Origin of the sequence: Pseudomonas sp. S31 (genome assembly GCF_016648105.1) — a bacterium.
In the GTDB taxonomy this organism is placed as follows: domain Bacteria; phylum Pseudomonadota; class Gammaproteobacteria; order Pseudomonadales; family Pseudomonadaceae; genus Aquipseudomonas.
Genome location: NZ_JACVVE010000046.1, coordinates 1 through 22380 on the forward strand (window position 1 = coordinate 1; position 22380 = coordinate 22380).

The 22380-nt window shown below is 65.4% G+C and carries 21 protein-coding genes; 14 read left to right on the forward strand and 7 right to left on the reverse strand.

Going from position 1 to position 22380, the window contains the following annotated elements; all coding sequences use genetic code 11:
- Positions 1 to 289: 289 nt before the first annotated feature.
- From IAE37_RS24535 to IAE37_RS24555, 5 genes are all read left to right on the forward strand, one after another.
- Positions 290 to 1831, forward strand: coding sequence for an ABC transporter ATP-binding protein (locus tag IAE37_RS24535; protein ID WP_201177831.1), 1542 nt, complete (start codon positions 290 to 292; stop codon positions 1829 to 1831).
- Between the two features lie 12 nt (positions 1832 to 1843).
- Positions 1844 to 2944, forward strand: coding sequence for an ABC transporter permease (locus IAE37_RS24540; protein ID WP_201177833.1), 1101 nt, complete (start codon positions 1844 to 1846; stop codon positions 2942 to 2944).
- A 57-nt stretch (positions 2945 to 3001) separates the two neighbouring features.
- Positions 3002 to 3928 carry an ABC transporter permease gene (locus tag IAE37_RS24545; protein ID WP_201177835.1) on the forward strand — a complete coding sequence of 309 codons (927 nt, stop codon included), beginning with the start codon at positions 3002 to 3004 and terminating at the stop codon, positions 3926 to 3928.
- 65 nt (positions 3929 to 3993) lie between these two features.
- Positions 3994 to 5076, forward strand: a complete 1083-nt coding sequence (locus IAE37_RS24550) for a BMP family ABC transporter substrate-binding protein (RefSeq protein ID WP_201177837.1) — start codon at positions 3994 to 3996, stop codon at positions 5074 to 5076.
- A gap of 13 nt (positions 5077 to 5089) precedes the next feature.
- Positions 5090 to 6055: an isopenicillin N synthase family dioxygenase gene (locus IAE37_RS24555; protein ID WP_201177839.1), complete on the forward strand. Its 966-nt coding sequence runs from the start codon at positions 5090 to 5092 to the stop codon at positions 6053 to 6055.
- 21 nt (positions 6056 to 6076) lie between these two features.
- On the opposite strand, the gene IAE37_RS24560 is transcribed toward IAE37_RS24555, so the two are convergent.
- The gene (locus IAE37_RS24560; RefSeq protein WP_201177841.1) at positions 6077 to 6547 is read right to left on the reverse strand and encodes a MarR family winged helix-turn-helix transcriptional regulator; all 471 of its coding nucleotides are present in this window, start codon (positions 6545 to 6547) and stop codon (positions 6077 to 6079) included.
- 286 nt (positions 6548 to 6833) lie between these two features.
- Here IAE37_RS24560 and IAE37_RS24565 point away from each other — a divergent pair, with 286 nt between their 5' ends.
- From IAE37_RS24565 to IAE37_RS24590, 6 genes are all read left to right on the forward strand, one after another.
- Positions 6834 to 7787 (forward strand): PDR/VanB family oxidoreductase, encoded by a 954-nt coding sequence (locus tag IAE37_RS24565; RefSeq protein WP_201177843.1) that lies wholly within the window; start codon positions 6834 to 6836, stop codon positions 7785 to 7787.
- A gap of 38 nt (positions 7788 to 7825) precedes the next feature.
- A complete protein-coding gene (locus IAE37_RS24570; RefSeq protein ID WP_201177844.1) occupies positions 7826 to 8902 on the forward strand; it encodes an aromatic ring-hydroxylating dioxygenase subunit alpha in 1077 nt (358 codons plus the stop codon).
- Positions 8903 to 9111: 209 nt separating this feature from the next.
- Positions 9112 to 10446: an MFS transporter gene (locus IAE37_RS24575; protein WP_201177846.1), complete on the forward strand. Its 1335-nt coding sequence runs from the start codon at positions 9112 to 9114 to the stop codon at positions 10444 to 10446.
- Positions 10447 to 10480: 34 nt separating this feature from the next.
- Complete coding sequence (locus IAE37_RS24580) at positions 10481 to 11755, forward strand: OprD family porin (protein WP_201177848.1); 1275 nt, start codon at positions 10481 to 10483, stop codon at positions 11753 to 11755.
- 158 nt (positions 11756 to 11913) lie between these two features.
- Positions 11914 to 12300 (forward strand): YidH family protein, encoded by a 387-nt coding sequence (locus IAE37_RS24585; protein ID WP_201177850.1) that lies wholly within the window; start codon positions 11914 to 11916, stop codon positions 12298 to 12300.
- Entirely contained in the window at positions 12293 to 12610 is a 318-nt protein-coding gene (locus tag IAE37_RS24590; protein WP_201177852.1) for a DUF202 domain-containing protein, read from the forward strand. The genes IAE37_RS24585 and IAE37_RS24590 overlap by 8 nt, the downstream gene beginning before the upstream one ends.
- Positions 12611 to 12622: 12 nt before the next feature.
- Here IAE37_RS24590 and IAE37_RS24595 read toward each other — a convergent pair whose 3' ends face one another.
- The 6 genes from IAE37_RS24595 to IAE37_RS24620 all read right to left on the reverse strand — a co-directional run bounded on the left by IAE37_RS24595 (position 12623) and on the right by IAE37_RS24620 (position 19021).
- A complete protein-coding gene (locus IAE37_RS24595) occupies positions 12623 to 13906 on the reverse strand; it encodes an OprD family porin (protein WP_201177854.1) in 1284 nt (427 codons plus the stop codon).
- Between the two features lie 48 nt (positions 13907 to 13954).
- Complete coding sequence (locus IAE37_RS24600) at positions 13955 to 15283, reverse strand: MFS transporter (RefSeq protein ID WP_201177856.1); 1329 nt, start codon at positions 15281 to 15283, stop codon at positions 13955 to 13957.
- 68 nt (positions 15284 to 15351) lie between these two features.
- Positions 15352 to 15876, reverse strand: coding sequence for a gamma carbonic anhydrase family protein (locus IAE37_RS24605; RefSeq protein ID WP_201177858.1), 525 nt, complete (start codon positions 15874 to 15876; stop codon positions 15352 to 15354).
- Positions 15877 to 17079 (reverse strand): CaiB/BaiF CoA transferase family protein, encoded by a 1203-nt coding sequence (locus tag IAE37_RS24610; RefSeq protein WP_201177860.1) that lies wholly within the window; start codon positions 17077 to 17079, stop codon positions 15877 to 15879.
- Positions 17079 to 17999 carry a hydroxymethylglutaryl-CoA lyase gene (locus tag IAE37_RS24615; RefSeq protein WP_201177862.1) on the reverse strand — a complete coding sequence of 307 codons (921 nt, stop codon included), beginning with the start codon at positions 17997 to 17999 and terminating at the stop codon, positions 17079 to 17081. Before IAE37_RS24615 ends, IAE37_RS24610 begins: the two co-directional genes overlap by 1 nt.
- A gap of 110 nt (positions 18000 to 18109) precedes the next feature.
- Positions 18110 to 19021 carry a LysR family transcriptional regulator gene (locus tag IAE37_RS24620; RefSeq protein ID WP_201177863.1) on the reverse strand — a complete coding sequence of 304 codons (912 nt, stop codon included), beginning with the start codon at positions 19019 to 19021 and terminating at the stop codon, positions 18110 to 18112.
- Between the two features lie 196 nt (positions 19022 to 19217).
- Between IAE37_RS24620 and IAE37_RS24625 the strand changes: the two genes are divergently transcribed.
- From IAE37_RS24625 to IAE37_RS24635, 3 genes are read left to right on the forward strand one after another with little or no spacing between them, the layout of a single operon-like run.
- Positions 19218 to 19940, forward strand: a complete 723-nt coding sequence (locus IAE37_RS24625) for an IclR family transcriptional regulator (RefSeq protein WP_201177865.1) — start codon at positions 19218 to 19220, stop codon at positions 19938 to 19940.
- Complete coding sequence (locus IAE37_RS24630) at positions 19937 to 21667, forward strand: hypothetical protein (protein ID WP_201177867.1); 1731 nt, start codon at positions 19937 to 19939, stop codon at positions 21665 to 21667. The genes IAE37_RS24625 and IAE37_RS24630 overlap by 4 nt, the downstream gene beginning before the upstream one ends.
- Positions 21664 to 22374 carry a hypothetical protein gene (locus IAE37_RS24635; protein WP_201177869.1) on the forward strand — a complete coding sequence of 237 codons (711 nt, stop codon included), beginning with the start codon at positions 21664 to 21666 and terminating at the stop codon, positions 22372 to 22374. Before IAE37_RS24630 ends, IAE37_RS24635 begins: the two co-directional genes overlap by 4 nt.
- The last annotated feature ends 6 nt before the right edge of the window (positions 22375 to 22380 follow it).

Consider the following 22380-nt stretch of genomic DNA (forward strand, 5'->3'; position numbering starts at 1 on the left):
GCGCGCGAAATCAGAGGCAGTGCACCCCTTGAGTCGAACACCGCGAAGCGCCGCGCAGGCGGCGCTCGATATCCGCGCCACCGCAAATCCTAAGCGAACACCTTCACCCCCCCGCACCACTTTGGCCATCCCCCGCCCCAAAACCACTCACATCAGCTCGTTTTCGCACGCGCCTACGTATCGTTTCCCACCGGCCAACCCCCTTAACCACGAGCCCCAGCAGAATAAGCTGACCACTTGGCCATGTTTTTGCTTTGAAGCTGCTCACACCACTGAGCCGAGCAGCATCATGTCCGATTCTTCCACACCCCTGCGCCTCGAACTGCGTGCCATCACCAAGCGCTACCCAGGCACGTTGGCCAACGACCGCATCGACCTGCGCATCGCAGCCGGTGAAATCCATGCCTTGCTCGGCGAAAACGGCGCCGGCAAGAGCACCCTGATGAAGGTCATCTATGGCGTCACCGCGCCGGACGCCGGCCAGGTGCTGTGGGAGGGCCACACGGTGCAGGTGCGCGACCCCGCCCAGGCGCGTGGCCTGGGGATCGGCATGGTGTTCCAGCACTTTTCCCTGTTCGAGACCCTGAGCGTGGCAGAGAACATCGCCCTGGCCCTGGGCCGCGAGGCGGGTACGCCCAGGCAGTTGGCGCCGCGCATTCGCGAGGTGTCGCAGCGCTACGGCATGGCCCTGGAGCCCGAGCGCCTGGTGCACCGCCTGTCGATCGGCGAGCGCCAGCGGGTGGAAATCGTCCGCTGCCTGATGCAGGACATCAAGCTGCTGATCCTCGACGAGCCAACCTCGGTGCTGACCCCGCAGGAAGTCGACGAGCTGTTCGTCACCCTGCGCGCCCTGGCCGCCGAAGGCTGCAGCATCCTGTTCATCAGCCACAAACTCAACGAAGTGCGCGCCCTCTGCCACAGCGCCACCGTGCTGCGCGGCGGACGCGTCGCTGGCCACTGCGTGCCGGCGCGTTGCAGCGACCTGGAACTGGCGCGGCTGATGGTCGGCGACGCCGAGGGGCTGGAGGCCAGCTATGCGAAAAGCGCCGGTGGCCTGCCGCGCCTGCGCGTGGATGACCTGAGCTGGCGCAACAAGGACCCGTTCGGCAGCTCGTTCGAGCACCTGCGCCTGGAAGTGCGCAGCGGCGAGATCGTCGGCATCGCCGGGGTCGCTGGCAATGGCCAGGACGAACTGCTGGCGCTGCTCAGCGGCGAGACGCGCCTGCCCGCCAGCGAGCGCGAGCGCATCACCCTGGACACCCAGCCCATGGCCCACCTGCACCCCGACGCCCGGCGCGCCCTGGGCCTGGCGTTCGTCCCGGCCGAGCGTCTGGGCCATGGCGCCGTACCGGACATGAGCCTGGCCGACAACGCCCTGCTCACCGCCTTCCAGCAAGGCCTGGTCAGCCGCGGGCTGATCCGCTCAGGCAAGGTGCAGGCGCTGGCCGAGCAGATCATCCAACGTTTCGCGGTGAAGACCCCTGACGCCCAGGCCACGGCGCGCAGCCTGTCCGGTGGCAACCTGCAGAAGTTCATCCTCGGCCGCGAGATCCTGCAGAAGCCCAAGCTGCTGGTCGCCGCCCACCCGACCTGGGGCGTCGACGTCGGCGCCGCCGCAGCGATCCACCGCGCCCTGATCGCCCTGCGCGATGCCGGCGCCGCCATCCTGGTGATATCCGAAGACCTCGATGAGCTGTTCCAGATCAGCGATCGCATCGGTGCCCTGTGCAGCGGGCGCCTGTCGCCGCTCAAGGCCACCGCCCAGACCCACACCGTGGAGGTCGGCAGCTGGATGGCCGGCCAATTCGAAGCCCCGCAAGACGCCGCCTGACGAGAGCCTGCCATGTTGCTATCCCTGGAACCCCGTACCCAGCAATCGCGCGCCATGTTGTTGCTGTCGCCGCTGCTCGCCGGCCTCCTGACCCTGGCCAGCGGGGCGTTGCTGTTCAGCGCCTTGGGGCATGACCCGCTGCTGACCTTCCATACCTTGCTGATCGAGCCGATCAGCGATTTCTACGGCCTCTGCGAACTGCTGCTCAAGGCCTTGCCGATCCTGCTCTGTGCCCTTGGCCTGGCCGTGGCCTATCGGGCACGCATCTGGAACATCGGTGCCGAGGGTCAACTGCTGATCGGCGCCCTGGCCGGCAGTGCGCTGGCGATCCAGATCATCGACTGGGAAAGCCGCTGGGCGCTGCTCTGGGTGCTGGCCGCCGGCACCCTCGCCGGGGCCCTCTGGGGGGCGCTCGCGGCCTGGCTGCGCACGCACTTCAATGCCAATGAAATCCTCACCACCATCATGCTCAACTACATCGCCCTGAACCTGCTGCTGTACTTCGTGCATGGCCCGCTCAAGGACCCGGACGGCTTCAGCTTCCCGCAGTCGGCGATGTTCGGCGATGCCAGTCGCTTGCCGGCATTGTTCGAGGATGGCCGGTTGCATGTCGGCCTGTACTTCGTGCTGCTGGCCCTGGTTGCGGCCTGGGTGCTGCTGCACAAGAGCTTTCTCGGGTTCCAGATCAAGGTACTCGGGCTCGACGCGCGCGCCGCAGGCTTCGTTGGCTTTCGCGAGAAGCGTCTGGTGTGGCTGGCGCTGCTCATCAGCGGTGGCCTGGCAGGCCTGGCCGGAGTCTGTGAAGTGAGCGGGCCGATTGGCCAGTTGGTGCCGCAGGTGTCGCCCGGCTATGGCTATGCGGCGATCACCGTGGCCTTTCTCGGGCGCCTGAACCCGCTTGGCATCCTGGTTGCCGGCCTGTTGATGGCGCTGCTCTACCTGGGCGGCGAGAACGCGCAGATGACACTCAACCTGCCGCAGTCACTTACCGGCCTGTTCCAGGGAATGATGCTGTTCTACCTGCTTGCCTGCGACGTGCTGATCCTCTACCGGCCGCGCCTGAAACTGCAGGGGTGGCGCCGAGCCCCCTTGGCGGAAACCGCCAGCGCCTGAACCCCACGACTTTTTCGATTGCCTGCCGCCGACCGTGCGCAGGCTGAGGCTTCGACTATGGATCTCGATCTGCTGGGCAACATCCTCTACGCCATGGTCCGCTGTGGCACCCCGCTGCTGTTGGTCGCCCTGGGTGAACTGGTGTGCGAAAAGAGCGGGGTACTCAACCTCGGCCAGGAAGGCATGATGCTGTTCGGTGCGGTGGTCGGCTTCATCGCCGCCTTCGCCACCGGCAACCTGTGGCTCGGCGTGCTGATGGCGTGCCTGGCCGGCATGCTGCTGTCGGCGCTGTTCGCCCTGGTGGCGCTCGGTTGCCAGGCCAATCAGGTCGCCACGGGCCTTGCCCTGACCATCTTCGGCGTGGGCCTGTCGTCCTTCGTCGGCGCGGCCTGGGTCGGCAAGCCGCTGACCGGCTTCGAGCCGGTGGCCCTCCCGCTGCTGGCCGACTTGCCGATCTTCGGCCACATGCTGTTCAACCAGGACGTGCTGGTCTACCTGTCGTTCGCCCTGTTCGCGCTGATTGCCTGGGTGCTGCTGAAAAGCCGCATCGGCCTGGTGCTGCAGGCCGTCGGCGAAAACCCCGACGCCGCCAGCGCCATGGGCCTGCCGGTTCTGCGCGTGCGCACCCTGGCGGTGCTGTACGGCGGCGCCATGGCCGGGCTTGCGGGCGGCTACCTGTCGCTGGCCTACACGCCAATGTGGGCAGAGAACATGACTGCAGGGCGCGGCTGGATCGCCCTGGCGCTGGTGGTGTTCGCCAGTTGGCGGGTGTTCCGCGTACTGCTCGGCGCGTACCTGTTCGGCCTGGCAAGCATTCTCCACCTGGTCGCCCAGGGCATCGGCGTGAGTTTCCCGGCCAACCTGCTGGCGATGCTGCCCTACGTGGCGACGATCCTGGTGCTGGTGGTGCTGTCGCGCGATGCGATCAAGACCCGCCTGTATGCCCCCGTGTCGCTCGGCCAGCCGTGGAAGGCCGGGCGCTGACGACCTCGAATCAATCGATGAAACCAACACCACTAGAACAAAAGACCTACAGGAGCTCCACCCGAATGCACCCACAGAAAAGCAAGAACCTGCTGCGCACCCTGGCCGCCGCCATCGGCCTCACCAGCGCGCTGTCCGCCTCCGCCGCCGACCCGCTGAAAGTCGGTTTCGTCTATATCGGCCCGATCGGCGACCACGGCTGGACCTACCAGCACGAGCAGGGTCGCCAGGCCCTGATCAAGCAGTTCGGTGACAAGGTGCAGACCAGCTTCGTCGAGAACGTGCCGGAAGGCGCCGATGCCGAACGGGTACTGCGCAACATGGCCAAGGGCGGCTACGACCTGGTGTTCGCCACCTCGTTCGGCTACATGAACCCCACCGCCAAGGTCGCCAAGCAGTTCCCCAAGGTCACCTTCGAGCACGCCACCGGCTACAAGCAGGACAAGAACCTGGCCACCTACCTGGCAACCTCCTATGAAGGTCGCTACGTCGGCGGCTACCTGGCGGCGAAGATGACCAAGAGCAAGAAGATCGGCTATGTCGCCTCCTTCCCGATCCCGGAAGTGCTGCGCGACATCAACGCCATCCAGCTGGCCCTGGACAAGTACAACCCCGGCACCGAGATCAAGGTGGTGTGGGTCAACTCCTGGTTCGATCCAGGCAAGGAAGCCGACGCCGCCAATGCCCTGATCGACCAGGGCGTCGACGTACTGTTCCAGCACACCGACAGCCCGGCCCCGATCCAGACCGCCGAGCGGCGTGGCATCTACGCGGTGGGCTACGCCTCGGACATGGCCCACTTCGGCCCCAAAGCGGTGCTGACCTCGATCGTCAACAACTGGGGGCCGCACTACATCAAGAGCACCCAGGCGGTCATGGACGGCACCTGGAAGTCCCAGGACTACTGGGGTGGCCTTGCTGAAGGCACCATCGAGCTGCCGATCAGCGACCTGGTCCCGGCCGAGGTGAAAAGCGGCGCCGAGCAGATCATCGCCAGCATCAAGGACGGCACCTTCCACCCGTTCACTGGCCCCATCCTCGACCAGAGCGGCGCGGTGCGCATCGCTGCCGGTGCGGTAGCCAGCAATGCCGAGCTGGCGGGCATGAACTACTACGTCAAAGGCATCACCGCACAACTGCCGAAGTGACCCGGAGCCCGACATGAACAGCTTGCCGATCATCGACATCGCCCCGCTCTACCAGGACGACCCTGCCGCCCGCCATGCCGTGGCGCAGCAGATCGACGCCGCCTGCCGGCAATGGGGCTTCTACTACATCAAGGGGCACCCGATCCCGGCCACGCGCATCGCCCAGCTGCAAGCGCTGGCCCAGGACTTTTTCGCCCGCCCGGCGGCAGAAAAACTGCGCATCGACATCACCCAGAGTGCGCACCATCGCGGGTACGGCGCCATCGCCACCGAGCAGCTCGACCCCAGCCGGCCAAGCGACCTCAAGGAAACCTTCGACATGGGCTTGCACATGAGCGCCGAGCATCCTGACGTGCTCGCGGCAAAACCGCTGCGCGGTCCCAATCGCCACCCCGCCATCCCCGGCTGGGAGGCGCTGCTGCAACAGCACTACCAGGACATGCATGCGCTGTCGCTGACCCTGCTGCGGGCGATGGCCGAGGCGCTGGGCATCGAGGAGGACTTCTTCGACCAGCGCTTCGCCGAACCGATCAGCGTGTTCCGCATGATCCACTACCCGCCACGCCAGAGCGCCAGCAGCGCCGACCAGCAAGGGGCCGGCGCGCACACCGACTATGGCTGCGTGACCTTGCTCTACCAGGACGACGCGGGCGGTTTGCAGGTGCGCAGCGTGGACGGCGATTGGATCGACGCGCCGCCCATCGAGGGTACCTATGTGGTGAACATCGGCGACATGATGGCGCGCTGGAGCAATGATCGCTACAAGTCCACGCCGCACCGGGTGATCAGCCCGCTGGGGGTCGACCGCTACTCGATGCCGTTCTTCGCCGAACCGCACCCCGACACCGAGATCAGTTGCCTGCCCAACTGCTCCGGCGACGACAACCCGGCGAAGTACCCACCGGTCTCGTGCAGCGCCTACATGCTGTCGCGTTTCGCCGAGACCTACGCCTACCGCAGGGAAGAGCTCACGGCCTGAGACAGCAAGCGGTTCGAATGCCTAGGGATTGTCCGGGTCGTAGCGATTGACGTTGGCGACCTGGGCATTTAGCCGCCCGAGCAGGTCGATCAGGGTGTCGACCTCCTCTGGAGCAAGGCCGCTGAGCAATCGGCGTTCGCGTTCCAGCGCCACCTTCAGCACCCGGCCGTGCAACGTCCTGCCGCTTTCGCTCAACGACACGGTCTGGCGCCGGCCATCGGCAGGGTCGGCTGCCATATGCACCCGCCCCGCCTCTTCCAACGCCCGCAACGAACGGCTCACCGCGGCCTTGTCGAGGCCGATCACCTGGCAGATGCGATTGGCCGTAATGCCGTCTTCCACCGCCAGCATGGACAGCATTCGCCACTCCACCACGCCAATGTCGAAGTGCTTGCGATAGCACTGCGATGCCCCGGACGAGAGTTTGTTCGACAGAAAATTCAGCAGTGCCGGCACGTAGCGAGCTAGGTCTAGCTGGGGTTCCGTGGACATCAGGTGCACACCTCCAATCGGGGTCGGGAAAAATTAGTTGACACCACAACCAATTGATCAGAGGATCTACTCAACCGATAGCTGGGGCCAGCCCAGCATGATATGCCGTAGCCGTACCTCACAATAACAACTATCAGGTAATGCCATGACCCTTCGCGACCGGCTCGCCCCCTGCGTACCCAGCCGTAAACCCGCGCTGGCACCGCCCGCCCCGGGCTGACCTGCTCACCACCCCCCATCTCACCTGCATTTTTTCAATCGCCACTTCAGTGTGGAGGGACAAGTCATGCTCCAAGTCAACGTCAGCCGCAAGACACAGGAAGCAGAAGGCGTCTGCAGCTTCGAACTGTGCCCCGTGGCAGGCGGCCTGCTGCCAGCGTTCGAAGCAGGTGCGCACATCGATGTGCATGTTCCCGGTGGGCTCATCCGCCAGTACTCGCTGTGCAACGATCCCCAGGACCGCGACCGCTACCTGATCGGCGTGTTGCAGGAACCCGGCTCCCGGGGCGGCTCGCAAGCCATGCACACAGACGTCGAGCAAGGCCAGACGCTGACCATCGGCGCACCGCGTAACCTGTTCGGCCTGCAACCTGGCGCAACACGTCACCTGCTGTTCGCCGGCGGCATCGGCATCACGCCGATGCTGTCGATGGCCCACACGCTTTGCCACCAGGGCGCCGATTTCGAACTTCACTACTGCTTCCGCTCAAGCGACCGCGCCGCCTTCCTCCAGGCACTCGCCGCTGCGCCATTCGCCGAGCGCATCAGGCTTCACGACGACAGCGGCGCTCAGGGCCAGAAGCTCGACATCCACGCCTTGCTGGCCAGCGCCGATGCCGGCACCCACCTTTACGTCTGCGGCCCGGCGGGCTTCATGAACCATGTGCTGACTGCCGGCGATGCCGCCGGCTGGCCACAGGCACGCCTGCACCGGGAGTTTTTCGCCGCGCCAGCTGCCGACCCCGACCTGGACAGTGCGTTCGAGGTCGTGCTCGCCAGCAGCGGCAAGACGTTCACGATTCCCGCCGACCGCAGCGTCTTCGAGGTACTCGACGACGCCGGCATCTACCTCGAGACCTCCTGTGAGCAAGGTGTCTGCGGCACCTGCATGACCGGGGTGCTGGAAGGCATTCCCGAGCACCGCGACCAGTTCATGAGCGCCGACGAACACGCCCGCAATGACCGCTTCACTCCTTGCTGCTCCAGGTCGAAGACGCCCCGTCTGGTGCTCGACCTCTGATATCGAACAACAACATCCACTGCCTGACGGAGATGACCATGACTGCCTCGCCTGCCCAGTCGCTGGCCCAAGACATTGCCCCAGCCCAACCCTCCACCTTCCCTCTCGACCAATGGTACGTCGCGGCCCTGGCCTGGGAGCTGACCGACCAACCCATCGGCCGCACCTTGTTGAACCACTCGGTCGTACTGTTCCGCACGGCCAACGGCAAGGTTGCCGCCCTGGAAGATCGTTGCTGCCACCGCGCCCTGCCGCTGTCCAATGGCACCCTGGAAGCCGGCGGCCTGCGCTGCGGCTACCATGGTTTGCTGTTCGATGAAGCGGGCAAATGCGTGGAGATCCCCGGGCAGGACAAGATCCCTGGCAAAGCCAAGGTCGCGGCTTTCCATGTCGTCGAGAAGGACCAAATCGTCTGGATCTGGTTCGGCAGCCCCGAGCACCCGGCCCCGCTCTGCGAGCCTCCAGCCTATGCGGTGCACAGCAACGGTCAGTACCTGTTCGATGGCAGCGTCTATCACTACGACGCGCCCTACCAGCTCATCCACGACAACCTCATGGACCTGAGCCACCTGGGCTATGTGCACCTGCGCACGATCGGCGGCAACGCCAGCATCCACATGAACGCCAGGATGACGGTCGAGAGCGAGGGCGACGTGGTCCGGGTGGTCCGCCACATGCCTGGCTCCGTCCCTCCACCCACCTACCTCGCCGCCTACCCGTTCAAGGACACCGTCGACCGTTGGCAGGAAATCGAATTCCATGTCAGCCACCTGCGTATCTGGACCGGCGCCACCGACGCCGGTACCGAGTCCTTGGACGACCCGGCCCGCGGCGGTTTCCACATGCGCGGCTTCCATGGCGTCACACCGGAAACCGAAACCACCAGCCACTACTTCTGGACCATCGCCACCAACCCGCAGAGCAATCACCAAGCGATCAAGGCGAAAGTGGTCGAGCAGACCGTGATGACCTTCGATGAAGACAAGGTGGTGATCGAGGCCCAGTACAAGAACATGTGCAAACTCGGCAACGGGCCGATGATCGACATCCATGTCGATGTCGGTGCCAACCGCGCCCGCAGGATCATCGAGCGGCTGCGCAACGCCGGGCGCTGAGCGCCCTTCAAGACCGGATCATCGCCCCATCAAGGTATCTGGACCGCCGGATACCTGAGTGCGCGCTTCGCGCTATGCAACGCCAACTGGCTACAACAACAAGAAAGGTATCGCCATGCATCCCCAACGTACTCTCCCAGACTGGGTAGCCGTGCCTGCCCGCTCGCCCGACCTCTGCCCTTACCTGCCAAAGTGCGAGGCCTTGCGCCATGACTAGACCAATCGCGCAACAGCTCGACGAAAAAGCCATGTCCGCCTTCCAGTGGGGCGTCATTGCGCTGTGTTTCGTGATCAACATGCTGGACGGCTTCGACGTCCTGGTGATGGCGTTCACGGCTTCATCGGTTGCCGCCGACTGGTCGCTCAATGGCCTGCGCCTGGGGTATCTGCTGAGCGCCGGCCTGGTCGGCATGGCCATCGGCTCGCTGTTCATCGCGCCTTGGGCCGACCGCTTTGGGCGTCGGCCATTGATCCTGGGATGCGTCGGCGTGGCCGGCGCTGGCATGGTCGCCTCGTCGCAGGCTACCTCAGCAGAGATGCTCGCGGGCCTGCGCCTGCTGACCGGCCTGGGCATCGGCGGCATCCTGGCCAGCAGCTACGTGATCGCTGGTGAATACGCCAACAAGCGCTGGCGCGGCCTGGCGATCAGCCTGCAATCGACGGCCTACGCCCTGGGCGCGACGATCGGCGGGTTGATTGCCGCGAAAATGATCCCCGCGCTGGGCTGGCGCTCGGTGTTCCTCTATGGCGGCCTGGTGACCCTGGCAACGCTGCCGGTGCTGTTGCTGTGGCTCCCGGAGTCCTTGGCGTTCCTGGCCTCGAGCAAATCGCCGGGAGCACTGCAACGGATCAACCGGCTGTTGGCCAAGGTCGGGCTGGCGGCAATTGCCGAACTGCCCCAGGCCACCCAGGTCACACGCCCTTCGCTGCGGGCATCCTTCACCGAGCTGTTTTCCCCGCGCCTGCTGCGCTCGACTTTGTTGATCTGGGCGTCGTTCTTCCTGGTGATGTTCGGCTTCTACTTCGTGATGAGCTGGACCCCACGGTTGCTCGTGGCGGCGGGACTGTCCAACGAGCAAGGCATCACCGGCGGCGTGCTGCTCAATGTCGGCGGCATCTTCGGCACGGCCCTGGTGGGGTTGCTTGCCGCACGCTTCCGGTTGTCCAGGGTGCTGATGGTCTACCTGCTGGCCAACGCGCTGTTGCTTGCGGTGTTCGTGAAGTTCACCCACCAGCTGCAACTGGCCTTTGCCCTGGTGGTCGTCATCGGCATCTTCGTCAATGGCTGCGTGGCGGGCCTCTATGCGCTGACCCCGTCGATCTACGACGCAAGCCAGCGGGTCACTGGCCTGGGCTGGGGCATCGGCATTGGCCGGGCCGGGGCGATCCTGTCGCCGCTGGTAGCCGGGCGGTTGATCGACGCCCGATGGGCGCCCTCCGACCTGTACCTGCTGTTCGCCATGGCCTTCGTGCTCGCTTGCATCGCTGTCGCGCTGTTGCGGGTCGGCGCCCCTCGGCCCGTTGCCGCTGCCACCAGCCTCTGAAATACCAGACAATCAAAACAAGAAGGTAAATCCGATGCGACGTCTTGCCGATTGCCTGCGCCTGTTGGCGCTGGGCACACCCTCGCTTTGCCTGAGCACCCATGCGGCGGCAGAGCTCCTCGGGGACAGCAGTGTCTCGCTGACCACTCGAAACTATTACCTCGACCGCGACTACAAGGGCTCATCTGCGGTCTCCGCCGCGCGTGAGTGGGCCCAGGGGTTCATCTTCAGGGCCCATTCCGGCTACACCGAAGGCACCCTCGGGCTGGGTGTCGATTTCACCGGGATGCTCGGCGTCAAGCTCGACTCATCGCCCCAGCGCTCAGGCACCCAGTTGTTGCCCGTCGACCCGCAGACGCGCAGGGCCAAGGACGAATACTCCGAACTTGGTGTGGCGCTGAAGGCCAGGCTCTCGAAAACCAACCTGTCGCTCGGCACCCAGTTCCCGATGCTGCCGGTCATCACGGCCAGCCCGGCGCGGCTGTTGCCGCAGAGCTTCAGGGGGGTGTCGCTCAGCAGCGCCGAAATCGACGACCTGACCCTGCAAGCGGGCCGGATGGACCGGGTCAACCTGCGCGACTCGACCAACGACCAGCTGATCGCCATGGCTTCGCCGAACGGTCGTTTCAAGGCCGGGGTGTTCTCGGACCGCTTCGATTACGTGGGTGCCGACTATCGGATCTCCGACAATCTGACCGCGCGCTATTACCATGCCGAGCTGCAGAACATCTACACCCAGGACTTCCTTGGCGGCCTGCACGTCATGCCCTTGGGCCCGGGGAAGCTGAAGACGGAACTGAGGGTTTTCGCCAGCCGCGACAGCGGCCGGGCGGAGGCCGGAAAGGTGGATAACCTCAATGCCGGCCTCACCTTCACCTACCTCACCGGCGGGCACAGTTTCGGCCTCGGCTACATGCACCAGAGCGCAGACACCGCCTTCGCCTACCTCGCAGGCGGCGAACCGGCGGTGCTCAGCGATGGGACCATGAGCGCCGACTTCGTCAACCCCAAGGAGCGAACCTTGCTGGTTCGCTACGACTACAACTTCGCGACCATGGGGGTTCCCGGCCTGGTGGGCATGGTCCGCTACCTCAGGGGTAGCCACATCGACCTGCCGCACCTGGGCGGCAGCGACCTGACGGAGCCGTCGAAGGACCTGGAGCTTTCCTATGTCGTGCAGTCCGGCCCGGCCAAGGACCTGGCGTTTCGCCTTCGCCACGCCTTCTACCGCAACGACCTCGACCCTGGGGCTACCTTCAGGGACGACAACGAGACCCGGGTGAACATCGATTACACCGTGAAGTTCTAGCCAGGATGCCGGGCCACTTGGAAGCTGTATGCAGTCATGCTGGTTCGCTGGACCGTGGACATGGATGGCCCTTCCGGATAACACTGGCAGGCGGGCACCTGGTGCCTTGCGACGTTCCTGTTCCCCGCGGTACGACCTGACAACTAGGAGACTGCTCGATGGCTTCACCCGACGACCGATCCCGCGGCTGGCTCGCCAGCAAGCTCCTCGCCGAGGGCCAGGAGCCGGACCCGCGCTTCACCCTGGCCAACGAGCGCACCTTCCTCGCCTGGATCCGCACCGCCCTGGCCTTGCTCGCCAGTGGCATCGCCGTCGACATGTTCACCGCCGAGATCTTTTCCTCCGGGACTCGCCGTCTGCTGGCCGTGGCGCTGATTCTGTTGGCGTTGCTGCTGAGCCTGCCGGCGTTCGTGCGTTGGCTGAACGTGGAACGGGCGATGCGCCAGAAACGGCCGCTGCCCTTCCCGCTGATCGCGCCGGCGCTGTCGATCGGCGTGTCGCTGGTGATGGTGGTGTTCGCCTATGCGGTGTTCTTCAGTGCCTAGCCCGGTCGACGACGGCTTGCAGCCAGAGCGAACGTTGCTGGCCTGGCGCCGGACGATCCTCGCGATGATCGTCTGCAGCTGCTTCTTCCTGCGCTGGGTGCCGCATCATCACTGGCTGGCTGTCTTGCCGGCGCTGGCCTGCATGCTCAGCGCACTGGTGGCCTGGTCGGGGCTGAAGAAGCGCTACCAACTGGCAGCCTCCGGGCTGAACGCCCAGGCGCTGCCCGCCAGCGTGCGCACCAACCTGCTGCTGGCCGTGTGCGTGACCGGCTTGTGCGCGCTGGAGCTGGCGGCGATCCTCATGGCCTAGGCGGCAGAGCCGTCAGAACTCGAACACATACCCGACAATCACCCGATTCTCATCCGCCGCATCGGCAAAGTTCGAGCGCATGCTCGCATTGCGCCAGCGCAGCGACACATTCTTGAACGCCCCCGACTGCACGACATAGGTGACGTCGGTGGTGCGCTCCCACTCCTCACCCTCTCCATCCCGCGCTGCCAACGCCCGGCCTTTGGCCGTGGCGATTCGCTGCGGATCCACTTGGTCGCCCTTCACATAGCGCACATTGAAGGTCAGCCCCGGCAGCCCCAGCGCGGCGAAGTTGTAGTCATAGCGCAGCATCCAGGCCCGCTCGTTGGCCAGGGCGAAGGTGCTCACCTGCTGCTCGCTGAACAGGTAGGTATCGGTGCCGCCGACGTAGGCGTAGGCGGTGTCGCCCCGGACCTTCTGGTAGCCGCCGCTGAAACTGTGCCCGCCCAGGCTGTAGCCGAAGTTGGTGCTCAGGGTGCGGTTGTCGACCTCGCCCAGCAGCGCCCTGCCCTGCTCCCTGGCATTGAACCAGCGCCATTCGCTGAAGGCTTCGCCAGGCCCCAGGCCGACCTTGTATTTGAAACCGACGAAATCGCGCCGGAACAGGTCCTCGAGCTGGCTGGTGTGCAGGCTCACAGTGAGGTTCTTGCGCACCTGGTAGTCCGCGCCCGCATAGTAGAGGTGATCGCTGGTCACCGTTGCCGGATAGGCACCCTGCTGCGCCATGGCAGTCAGGTCCTCGAAGTCGGTGGAGTCGCGCAGCTTGGTCGCGTCCGCGTGCAACAGGGTCAGGGTCAGGTCGTCCACGTCCTTGCTGACCAGTTGCGCGCCGTTGAACCACTGCGGGAACAAGCGACTGTAATTGGCCGCCAGCAAGGGCAGCTGAGGGCTGAGCCCGCCGACCCTCAGCTCGGTCTGCCAGAGCCTGGCCTTGAACGTGGCGACCGCTTTGCCATAGTCATCCACCGCCCGTTTGTCGCTGCCCCGGGGCAACAGCCCAGTGCCGCTACGCTCGGGCGACGAATCGAGCTTGATGCCGAGCATGCCTACCGCATCCAGGCCGACGCCAAGCACGCCATCGGTGTAACCGGACTGCCATTTGAGCATGAAGCCCTGGGCCCACTCGCCACGTCGGCTCTGGGTGGCGGCAGCGCCATGGAAGTCGCGGTCGAAGTAGAAGTTGCGCAGCTCCAGGCTGGCCTTGCCGTCGTCGACGAAGGCCGCCTGGGCCGACTGACACACGCAGGAAAACACTGCGAGCATCAGCGATGCTCGCCACAGTGGGAAGTTGTGCATGGGTCGCCCTTGTTGTTCTTGTTGGGAAGCGCGGTTGTGCCGGTCGGCTCAGCTTCTCGGGTTCCTGAGGTAGCGCATCACCACCACACAGGCGATGAGAATCAGCGGGGCGATCGACAGCATGCCCATGTAGCTGCTGCCGCTGAGGTCGTTGATCTTGCCGACCATCACCGGGGCGACGATGCCACTCAACTGCCCCACCGAGTTGATCGCGGCGGTACCGGTGGCGATGGCAAGGCCCGAGAAGGTCGACTGCGGGATGGTCCAGAAGATCGGGATGGCGATGAAGGTACCTGCCGTGGCCAGCACCAGCGCGGCCATCATCGCCCAGGACGAGTCCGCGTACAGGCAGGCCAGCAGGTAGCCGAGCGCCGAGGCCAGCAGGCAGTACACCAGGTAGCGCTTGCGTTCCCCGGTGCGATCGGAGCGCCGGGTGATCGCCACCATGCCCAGGCAGGCCACGGCATACGGCAGTGCCGAGAGCAGGCCGACCCAGAGCATGTCCTGCACGCCCGACGACTTGATCAGGTGCGGCATCCAGAAATTCAGGCCATAGGACGCGGTTTTCACCACGTAGTAGATGAAGGCCATGATCGCCACCTCACGGGTCAGCAGTACCCGCCAGACCGACCCCAGCACCGGTCTTTCGGTCTTGCGGTCGTGGGCCAGATTCTCCAGCAGGCGGTCCTTTTCCTGGCGGCTCAACCATCTGGCCGACTCGATGTCACGGTCGAGCTTGAACAGCACCAACACGCCGAGCACCACGCACGGCAGGCCCGACATCAGGAACAGCCAGTGCCAACCGGCCAGGCCGAGCACGCCGTCCATGGTGCCCAGCAGGAAGCCGGCCGCCGGCCCGCCCACCGCCCCGGCCAGGGGCACGGCCAGGGGCACGGCGAGGAACCACAGGCCGTTCATTTTCGCCAGGTGCTTTCTTGGGAACCAGCACGCCAGGTAGAACAGGATCGCCGGGCCGAAGCCGGCTTCCATCACCCCGATCAGAAAACGCAGGAAGTACAAGGTGTACTGGGTATAGGCAAACACCAGCGCCGCCGTGGCCAGGCCCCAGGACACCATGATCCGGCAGATCCAGGCCGGCGCGCCGTAGCGCTTGAGGCCCAGGCTGCTCGGCACCTCGAACAGGACGTAGCCGATGAAGAACATGCTCGCAGCCAAGCCGTAGGCGGCATCGCTCAGGCCGAGCTCGGCCTGCATCTGCGACTTGGCGAAACTGATGTTGATGCGATCGAAATAGGAAAACAGGAAGCAGACGATGGCCAGCGGCATGATGCGCCAGGCCACGCGACGGTACAGCAGCAGTTCATCGATGTGACTATCGGCGCGTTCGCGCGCCAGTTCACCAGTCAAGGCAACCATGATGAATCTCCATTCTTGTAATTATTGGAGAGTGGTGGCGCCCCGCTCGGGACGCCACGTCGAACCTATCAGCCAATGCGCACGAGCTTGTCCTTGCAGGCTTGGCCTTTACGCACGTATTCGGCGGTATTGGCGTGCAGGTTGGCGATCGCCGCGGGGGCCAGCTCGCGCACGACCTTGGCCGGCGCGCCGAGGATCAACGAATTGTCCGGGAACACCTTGCCTTCGGTGACGATCGCCCCGGCGCCGACCAGGCAGTTGCGGCCGATCACCGCACCATTGAGCACCACCGCCTGGATGCCGACCAACGAGCCCTCACCAATGCTGCAGCCATGCAGCATCGCCTGGTGGCCGATGGTCACGTTGGCGCCCACGGTCAGGGGAAAGCCTGGATCGGCATGCAGCACCGCACCTTCCTGCACGTTGCTGTGCTGGCCGATGTGGATCGGTTCGTTGTCGCCGCGCAGCACCGCCTGCGGCCATACGCTGACACCCTGCTCCAGGGTGACCGCGCCGATCACCGTGGCCTGCTCGGCGACGAAGGTCTCGCCATGGATATCCGGCGTGGCCGCGTCGTATCGATAGATCGCCATTCAGCACGCTCCTTGAGGCAGGTCATCGGTCTTGAGCACGCCGGCGGCGCACAGTTCGGCGATGTGTTCATCGCTGTAGCCAAGCTCGCGCATCACCTTGCGGGTGTGCTCGCCGATCCGGGCAATCGGCTGACGCGGCTGCAGGCGCTGGCCGTCCAGCGACAGCGGCAGCAACGGCATGGGGGTGCTGCTGCCATCTTCCAGGCGCAGCTCGGCCATGCCGCCGCTGTCGCGCAGGTGCGGGTCGTCGAACAATTCTTCCGGGCGGCGGATCGGTGCGAACGGAATGCCGTTGGCTTCCAGTTGCAGCGCCAGTTGCTGGGCATCGAGCGTGGCGAACACCTCGGCCAGGTGCGCGAGCAGGCGGGGTCGTTGAAGCACCCGGTCGTTGTTGCTGGCCAACGTCGGATCGTCGAGCAAGGCGCCCTGGCCCAGCAGCTGACACAGGGCCTGCCACTGGCCCTCGCCGGTGGCGGCGACGAACATCTGCTCGCCGCCCTTGAAGGTGAACACGTCGTAGACCGACCAGGCGCTGATCCGATTGGGCATGGGGGCCGCCGCTTCCCCCGTGACCACGTATTGCTGCATGTGCTGGGCGGCCAGCAGCACGCAGTTTTCGTACAGCGCGCTCTGCACTTCGCGGCCGACACCGCTGGTATGGCGCTCGTTGAGTGCGGCCAGCACACCGATGGCGCCGAACATGCCGCCCATGATGTCGTTGACCGAACTGCCGGCGCGCAGTGGCCGCCCCACCGGCCCCGTCATGTAGGCCAGCCCGGCCATCATCTGCACCACCTCGTCCAAGGCCAGGCGGTTGTCGTACGGGCCACTGAGAAACCCCTTGTGCGAGGCATAGATCAGCTTCGGGTTGCGCTGGCGCAATGCGGTGTAGTCCAGGCCCAGCTTGTGCATTCGCCCAGGCTTGAAGTTCTCGATGAACACATCGGCGGTATCGATCAGCTCCAACACGGCGGCGCGGCCCTGGGGCGTCTCGACATCGACGGCGATGCACTGCTTGTTGCGGTTGAAGGTGCGGAAGAACCCGGCACCGGCGCCCAGCAGGCGACGGGTACCGTCGCCGCGGGTCGGTTCGATCTTGATCACCTCGGCCCCCAGGTCACCGAGGATCATGCCGCAGGTGGGGCCCATGACCATGTGCGAGATTTCGACGACACGAATGCCGTCCAGAGGCAGTCTGGACATCATGCGATTCCTTGGAAGTTGAGCGGCAGGCCAGCGCGGGCGATGGCGCCGTAGAGGGGTTCAGTGGGCAAGGCGTCACGCAGCAGCTGGCGTGAGGCGATCAAGGCAGGCAAGTCGATACCAGTCCGATACCCCATGGCCTGGAGCATGAACACCAGGTCCTCGGTCACCGTGTTGCCCGAGGCGCCGGGGGCGAACGGGCAGCCGCCGAGGCCGGCCAGCGAGGCGTCCAGCTCGCGAATGCCCTGCTGCACCGCGACCAGGCTGTTGGCCAGCGCCAGGCCACGGGTGTCGTGGAAGTGCGCGGCACGCAGGCGCTCGCCGGCAATGGCACGCACGGCCTGGATCACCGTGGCGACCTGAGCGGGGTTGGCGTAGCCGGTGGTATCGCCCAGCGACACCAGGTCGCAACCCGCCTCCAGCACTTGACCGGTGAGTGCGCACAGGTCGCCCAGGGGCACTTCACCCTGGCGCGTGCAACCGAAAGCCACCGACATGCCGGCGATCACCTGCACCTCGTGACGGCCCAACTCGCTGCGCAGTTGGCACATGCGCCCAAGCTCCTCGACCATCTCCTGTGGCGTGCGCCGCACGTTGGCCAGGCTGTGGGCGGTGCTCACCGATACCGGGGCGACGATGCGCTGGGCGCCGGACTCCAGCGCATCCTGGGCGCCGCGCAGGTTGGGGGCGAGCACGGTCACCACCAAATCGGGATAGCTCAGGGCGTGGGCGACCACCTGGCGGGCGTCGGCCATCTGTGGCAGCAGCCGGGCCGGCACGAAGGACGCGACTTCCATGTGGCGCACGCCTGCGGCATAGGCATTGTCGATCCAGCGCTGCTTGGCGGCGGTTGGCATCACGGTCTGCAGGCTCTGCAGACCATCGCGCATGCCGACTTCATTGATTGTTATCGTGGTCATCGGGCTCTCTCTGGCTTGAAGCATGGCGCCAGACTATGAGCTGTGAGAGGGCCAGAAAAGACGTGTTTCGCGGGCTGATCCATCGCCAACCACGATGGATCGCGAAGGGTTCAAGCCGGGGCCTGCCAAGCGGGCGCACGCCTGAGCAGATGGTCCAGCAAGCGCCGCGCCGACAGGCTCAAGGCATGCCGGTCGCGCATGCAGATGACGAACTCACCCAGCGCCCAGTCGTCGGTCAAGGGAATCACCCGCAGGTCGAACAACTGCGCGTAGCGCACCACCGCCTCCTGCGGGAACACCGCCAGGCCGAGGCCGAACTGGACCAGGCGAAAGGCCGCGTCGAACGACGACACGTAGGAACGAAAGTGCAGCGCCTTGCCTGCGGCCTCGGCGCTCTGGCGCATGAAGTTGTTGAGAGTGGCGAAGGCCGACAACCCCAGGTGCTCGTACTCCAGGGTCTGGGCGAAGGCGATGCTGTCACAGCCTGCCAGCGGGTGATCGGCCTTGACCACCACGGCCAGGTGATCCTGCCGGTAGGGCACGAACTCCAGGTCGCCGACCGCCATGGACTTGCGGCAGATCCCCAGGTCGGCGCTGCCTTCGGCCACGCCGCGGACCACGTCGGGGCTGAAGCGCTCTTCGATATCAGCCTGGATCAGCGGGTTCTCCAGCATGAACGCCGACAGCTCCTCCGGCAGGAACTCCATGATCGACGAGATGTTCGCCAGCACGCGGACATGCCCGCGTGCACCTTCGGCGAACTCACCCAGCTCGCTTTCCAGGCGCTCCATCGCCCGCGTCAGGCCCCGTGCATGACGTAACAGGGCCAAGCCGGCCGGTGTCGGCTCCACCCCGCGCTTGCTGCGTTTGAGCAGGGCCGTGCCGAAACGTGCCTCGATGTCGGAAATACGCTTGCTGATCGCCGATGGCGCCATGAACGCCCGTTCGCTGGCAGCGGAAATGGTGCCCGCCTCGCAGACCACGACGAACAGGTGCAGAGACAGGTGATCGAGAGGTTGCATGGTGCTATCCGGCAGGGAGACAGCCGCCAGGATAGCACCCGGCCTGGGCTGAACCCCGAAGCCCGAATGCCCCCGCCTGCAGATATTTCACCCACGAGAAAACCCCTGAGGCATTGACATGCATCAAGGGTAGTATCAATAATATTGCATATGAATACCACGTATTCTAATAGAATACAACAAGGACAATAAAAAAATGGCTGTTCGCACCCTCTCCTCCGTCACCAAGACCCTCGCGGTGCTCGACTACGTGGCCTCGTCGCCGCGCCCGGTGCGCCTCACGGAAGTCGCCAAGGCCCTGCAGGAAGCACGCGCGGCCACCCACCAACGCCTGATCACCCTGGCCGATGGCGGCTGGATCGAACAAACCGAAGAAGGCAGCTACCGCCTGACCCTGCGCATCGTCCGCTACGCCAGCATGGCCATGGAGCAAGGCAACCTGGGCGAGCGCGTCGCCGATGTGCTGCAGGACATGGTCACCGAAAGCCTCGAGACCGCTTCCCTGGCCATCCTCGAAGGCCACGAGGCAGTCATCCTGCGCCGCGTCGAATCCAAGGGCATCCTGCGCGCCGACCTGCGCGTTGGCGCTCGCCTGAACCTCGATCGCACCGCCATGGGGCGGATCCTCGCGGCCCACGCCCGCCCGGAAGTCCTGGCCCAGTTGCAGGCCGATGGCGTTGCCCTGCCCGACCCGGCACTGCTCGAAACCTATCGCCAGCAAGGCTACGCGGTCTCAGGCATGAGCGGCCCACGCGCGGTCTCGGCGGTTGCCGTACCGATCTTCGACAACCATGACCATTGCATCGCCGCCCTGGCGATTTCCGGCCCCGAAGCCGGCTTCGATCTTGATAAATGCGCTGCTATCGCCTCCGCCGCCGCGGATGTCGTTAACGCGCGCCTGCGTGGAGCCCAAGCATGACCGCCGTACCTAACTACCAAACCGAGTCGCCTGCCCATCGCCTGGCCAGGCTCATGCGCTCGCCCGCCGAGCTGATGAAGCCCGAGCGCCTGGCGGTGATCCAGCCGTCGCGCATCAGTGCCTCCCACGCACTGATGGCGCAAGCCATCGAACAGCGCTGGAAGATCACGTGCACCCGCTTCGACATTGATGCCAAGGGCAAGGGCGTGGCCAACTACCTGATCGAGATCGGCAGCTGGAAGTTTTCCTTCCCGGTCTTCGCCTTCGAGCCTTCGGCCCATGGCCGTACCGGCCGCATCATCGGCCGGACCTGGGACATGCTCGGAGCGTTGGTGGAAGGCGAGATCAGCGAGGCCGACCTGCGCAAGACCGGCGAGGAACTGCCCAAGCTCTATGAAGGCCGCGCCACCCCCAACACCCTGATCTGGTGCCGCTCCAACCGCAGTGCACGCTTCTTCGACCAAGCTGTGCAAGCCTTGGCCGCAGGTCGCCAGCCGGATGTCGGGGTGCTGGCCGAAACCTGCTACCTGATGCGCAACACTGGCCTCGATGGCAACGGCACCTTCGGCACCAAGAGCTTCCTGGCCTACGAGGCCGACCACCCGCTGCGCTGGTCGCTGGCGTCGCAGATGCTCTGCGCCTACATGATGCGCGTGTACGCCCAGGACCTGGTGCAGCACCTGGCCCGCCTGGCCTCGCCGAATGCCTGCGCGATGGCGCCTGAATTGCGCCGTTTCCTCGGCGTGGGCAACGGTTCGGCATTGGGCTTGATGCTGTTCGTCAACAACCATCCGCGCCTGATCGAGCGCTGGCTGTGGATCCGCGAGGAGGCCCTGGCCAACGCCAAGGCACTCGAACCTGCCGCCGCCCTCGCCCAGTGCCCTACCCTGCTGCAGTTGCTCGACCGGGCCATTCGCTTCCGCGAGGAAGACCGAGGGGTCTACGAGTCGTTCGTCAGCAGCGCCGCCGTGGCCGAGGAGTTGCGCACAGTGCGCGCCGAAGCCGAACGTCTGCAGCAGCGCCTGCAGGCCAACCTGGCCTGCAGCGAACTGCCGTTCGCCGAGCTGTGTCGTTCGCTGGAGGGGCGTGTCCATGACGAAGTGCTGGAGACCCTGCACAGCCTGTTGATCGAACTGGTGCCGGCTATCGCCGACCGCCTCTGCCGCAACCTGATCCTCGACGAAGAACTGGTAGGCACGCCTCAAATGCCGCTAGGCCGCTTGCGCGACTTGCTGCGCAGCGAATATGCCTGGGCCTTCGACATCGACCTCGATGACAGCCAGCGCCGCTATGTCTGGTACAAGTCGGCCACCGCCGAAGAACCCCGCCGCGGCCCGAAGGATGCCCTGGGCGACGTGGTCAAGCTCGGCCTGGACATGCCCAAGCTGATCATCGACCTGGACACCGACCTGGCGGCCCAGCCGGCGGACCTCAGCACCGCACGCTTCCTGCTGGCGCACCCGCAGCACCGGGCCATCGTGACTCGCGTCCAGGCGCTTGCCGGCACCCCCTACCATTCGCCACATGCCGACATCATGAGCGAGGCGTTCATCCCTGCTCACATCACGCGTCTGCTGAATGTCGGCGTACACGGCATCGACAAGACCCGCGACTACCTCAACCGCAACCTACGCGGCGTGCTGTTCCATGGCGCTCCGCTACCTGAAGACCTGGCCAGCGGCAACGCCAGCCAACACTGGTTCTACCCCTCGGAGCCCGCCCTATGAGCTTGTCCCCTACCCCCTGCACCCTGCAGGTGAGCCTTCGCGAATGCCGCCTGGTGTTCGAGCGCCTGATGCAGGTCATCCGCATGGAGCCCGGCATGGTGCCGGCGTTGCGCGATTGCGCCCTGTACTCCGCCGCCCTGGGCCTGGGTGGCTTTGGCGAACTGCAGCGCCACCTGAAACTGCTCGAGTCGTCCGCTGCACGAGCCCTCGCGCTGACCCATGACGGTGCGGTGAAGCGCCTCGATTGCGCCGGTCAGCATGCCTGGCGGGTCGCCGACACGGCGCTCGATGTCCTGGCGGACGACTTCAAGCGCGATGGCCAGGCCCAGCTGCTGGTCGTCGATGTCCTGGAGCCGCGGGAGCTGCAGGTGATCGTGGCACTGGCCGAACGCTATGGCCTGAGCATCCACCTGGAGCCCCATGCCGAAGGCCTGTCGCTGACCGCCAGCAACCGGGTATCGCCGGCTCCTGCCTGGCTCGATCGCCTGCGCCTGGAAGGCCTGAGCGTCGACGCAACGTTGTGGTGGCAACTGTTCCACCACGCCAACGAAGCGCTGGCCCCGGACTCCTTCGAATCGCGCCGGCATGCCGGCTCGATCATGGTCGACGCCGACGGCCGCCTGGTCGGCCGGCCCGACGAAGACGAGACCGACCTGTCGCTGCTCATGGCCGGCATCGAATCCGGCACCACCGCCCCCACCCCATAATCAAAA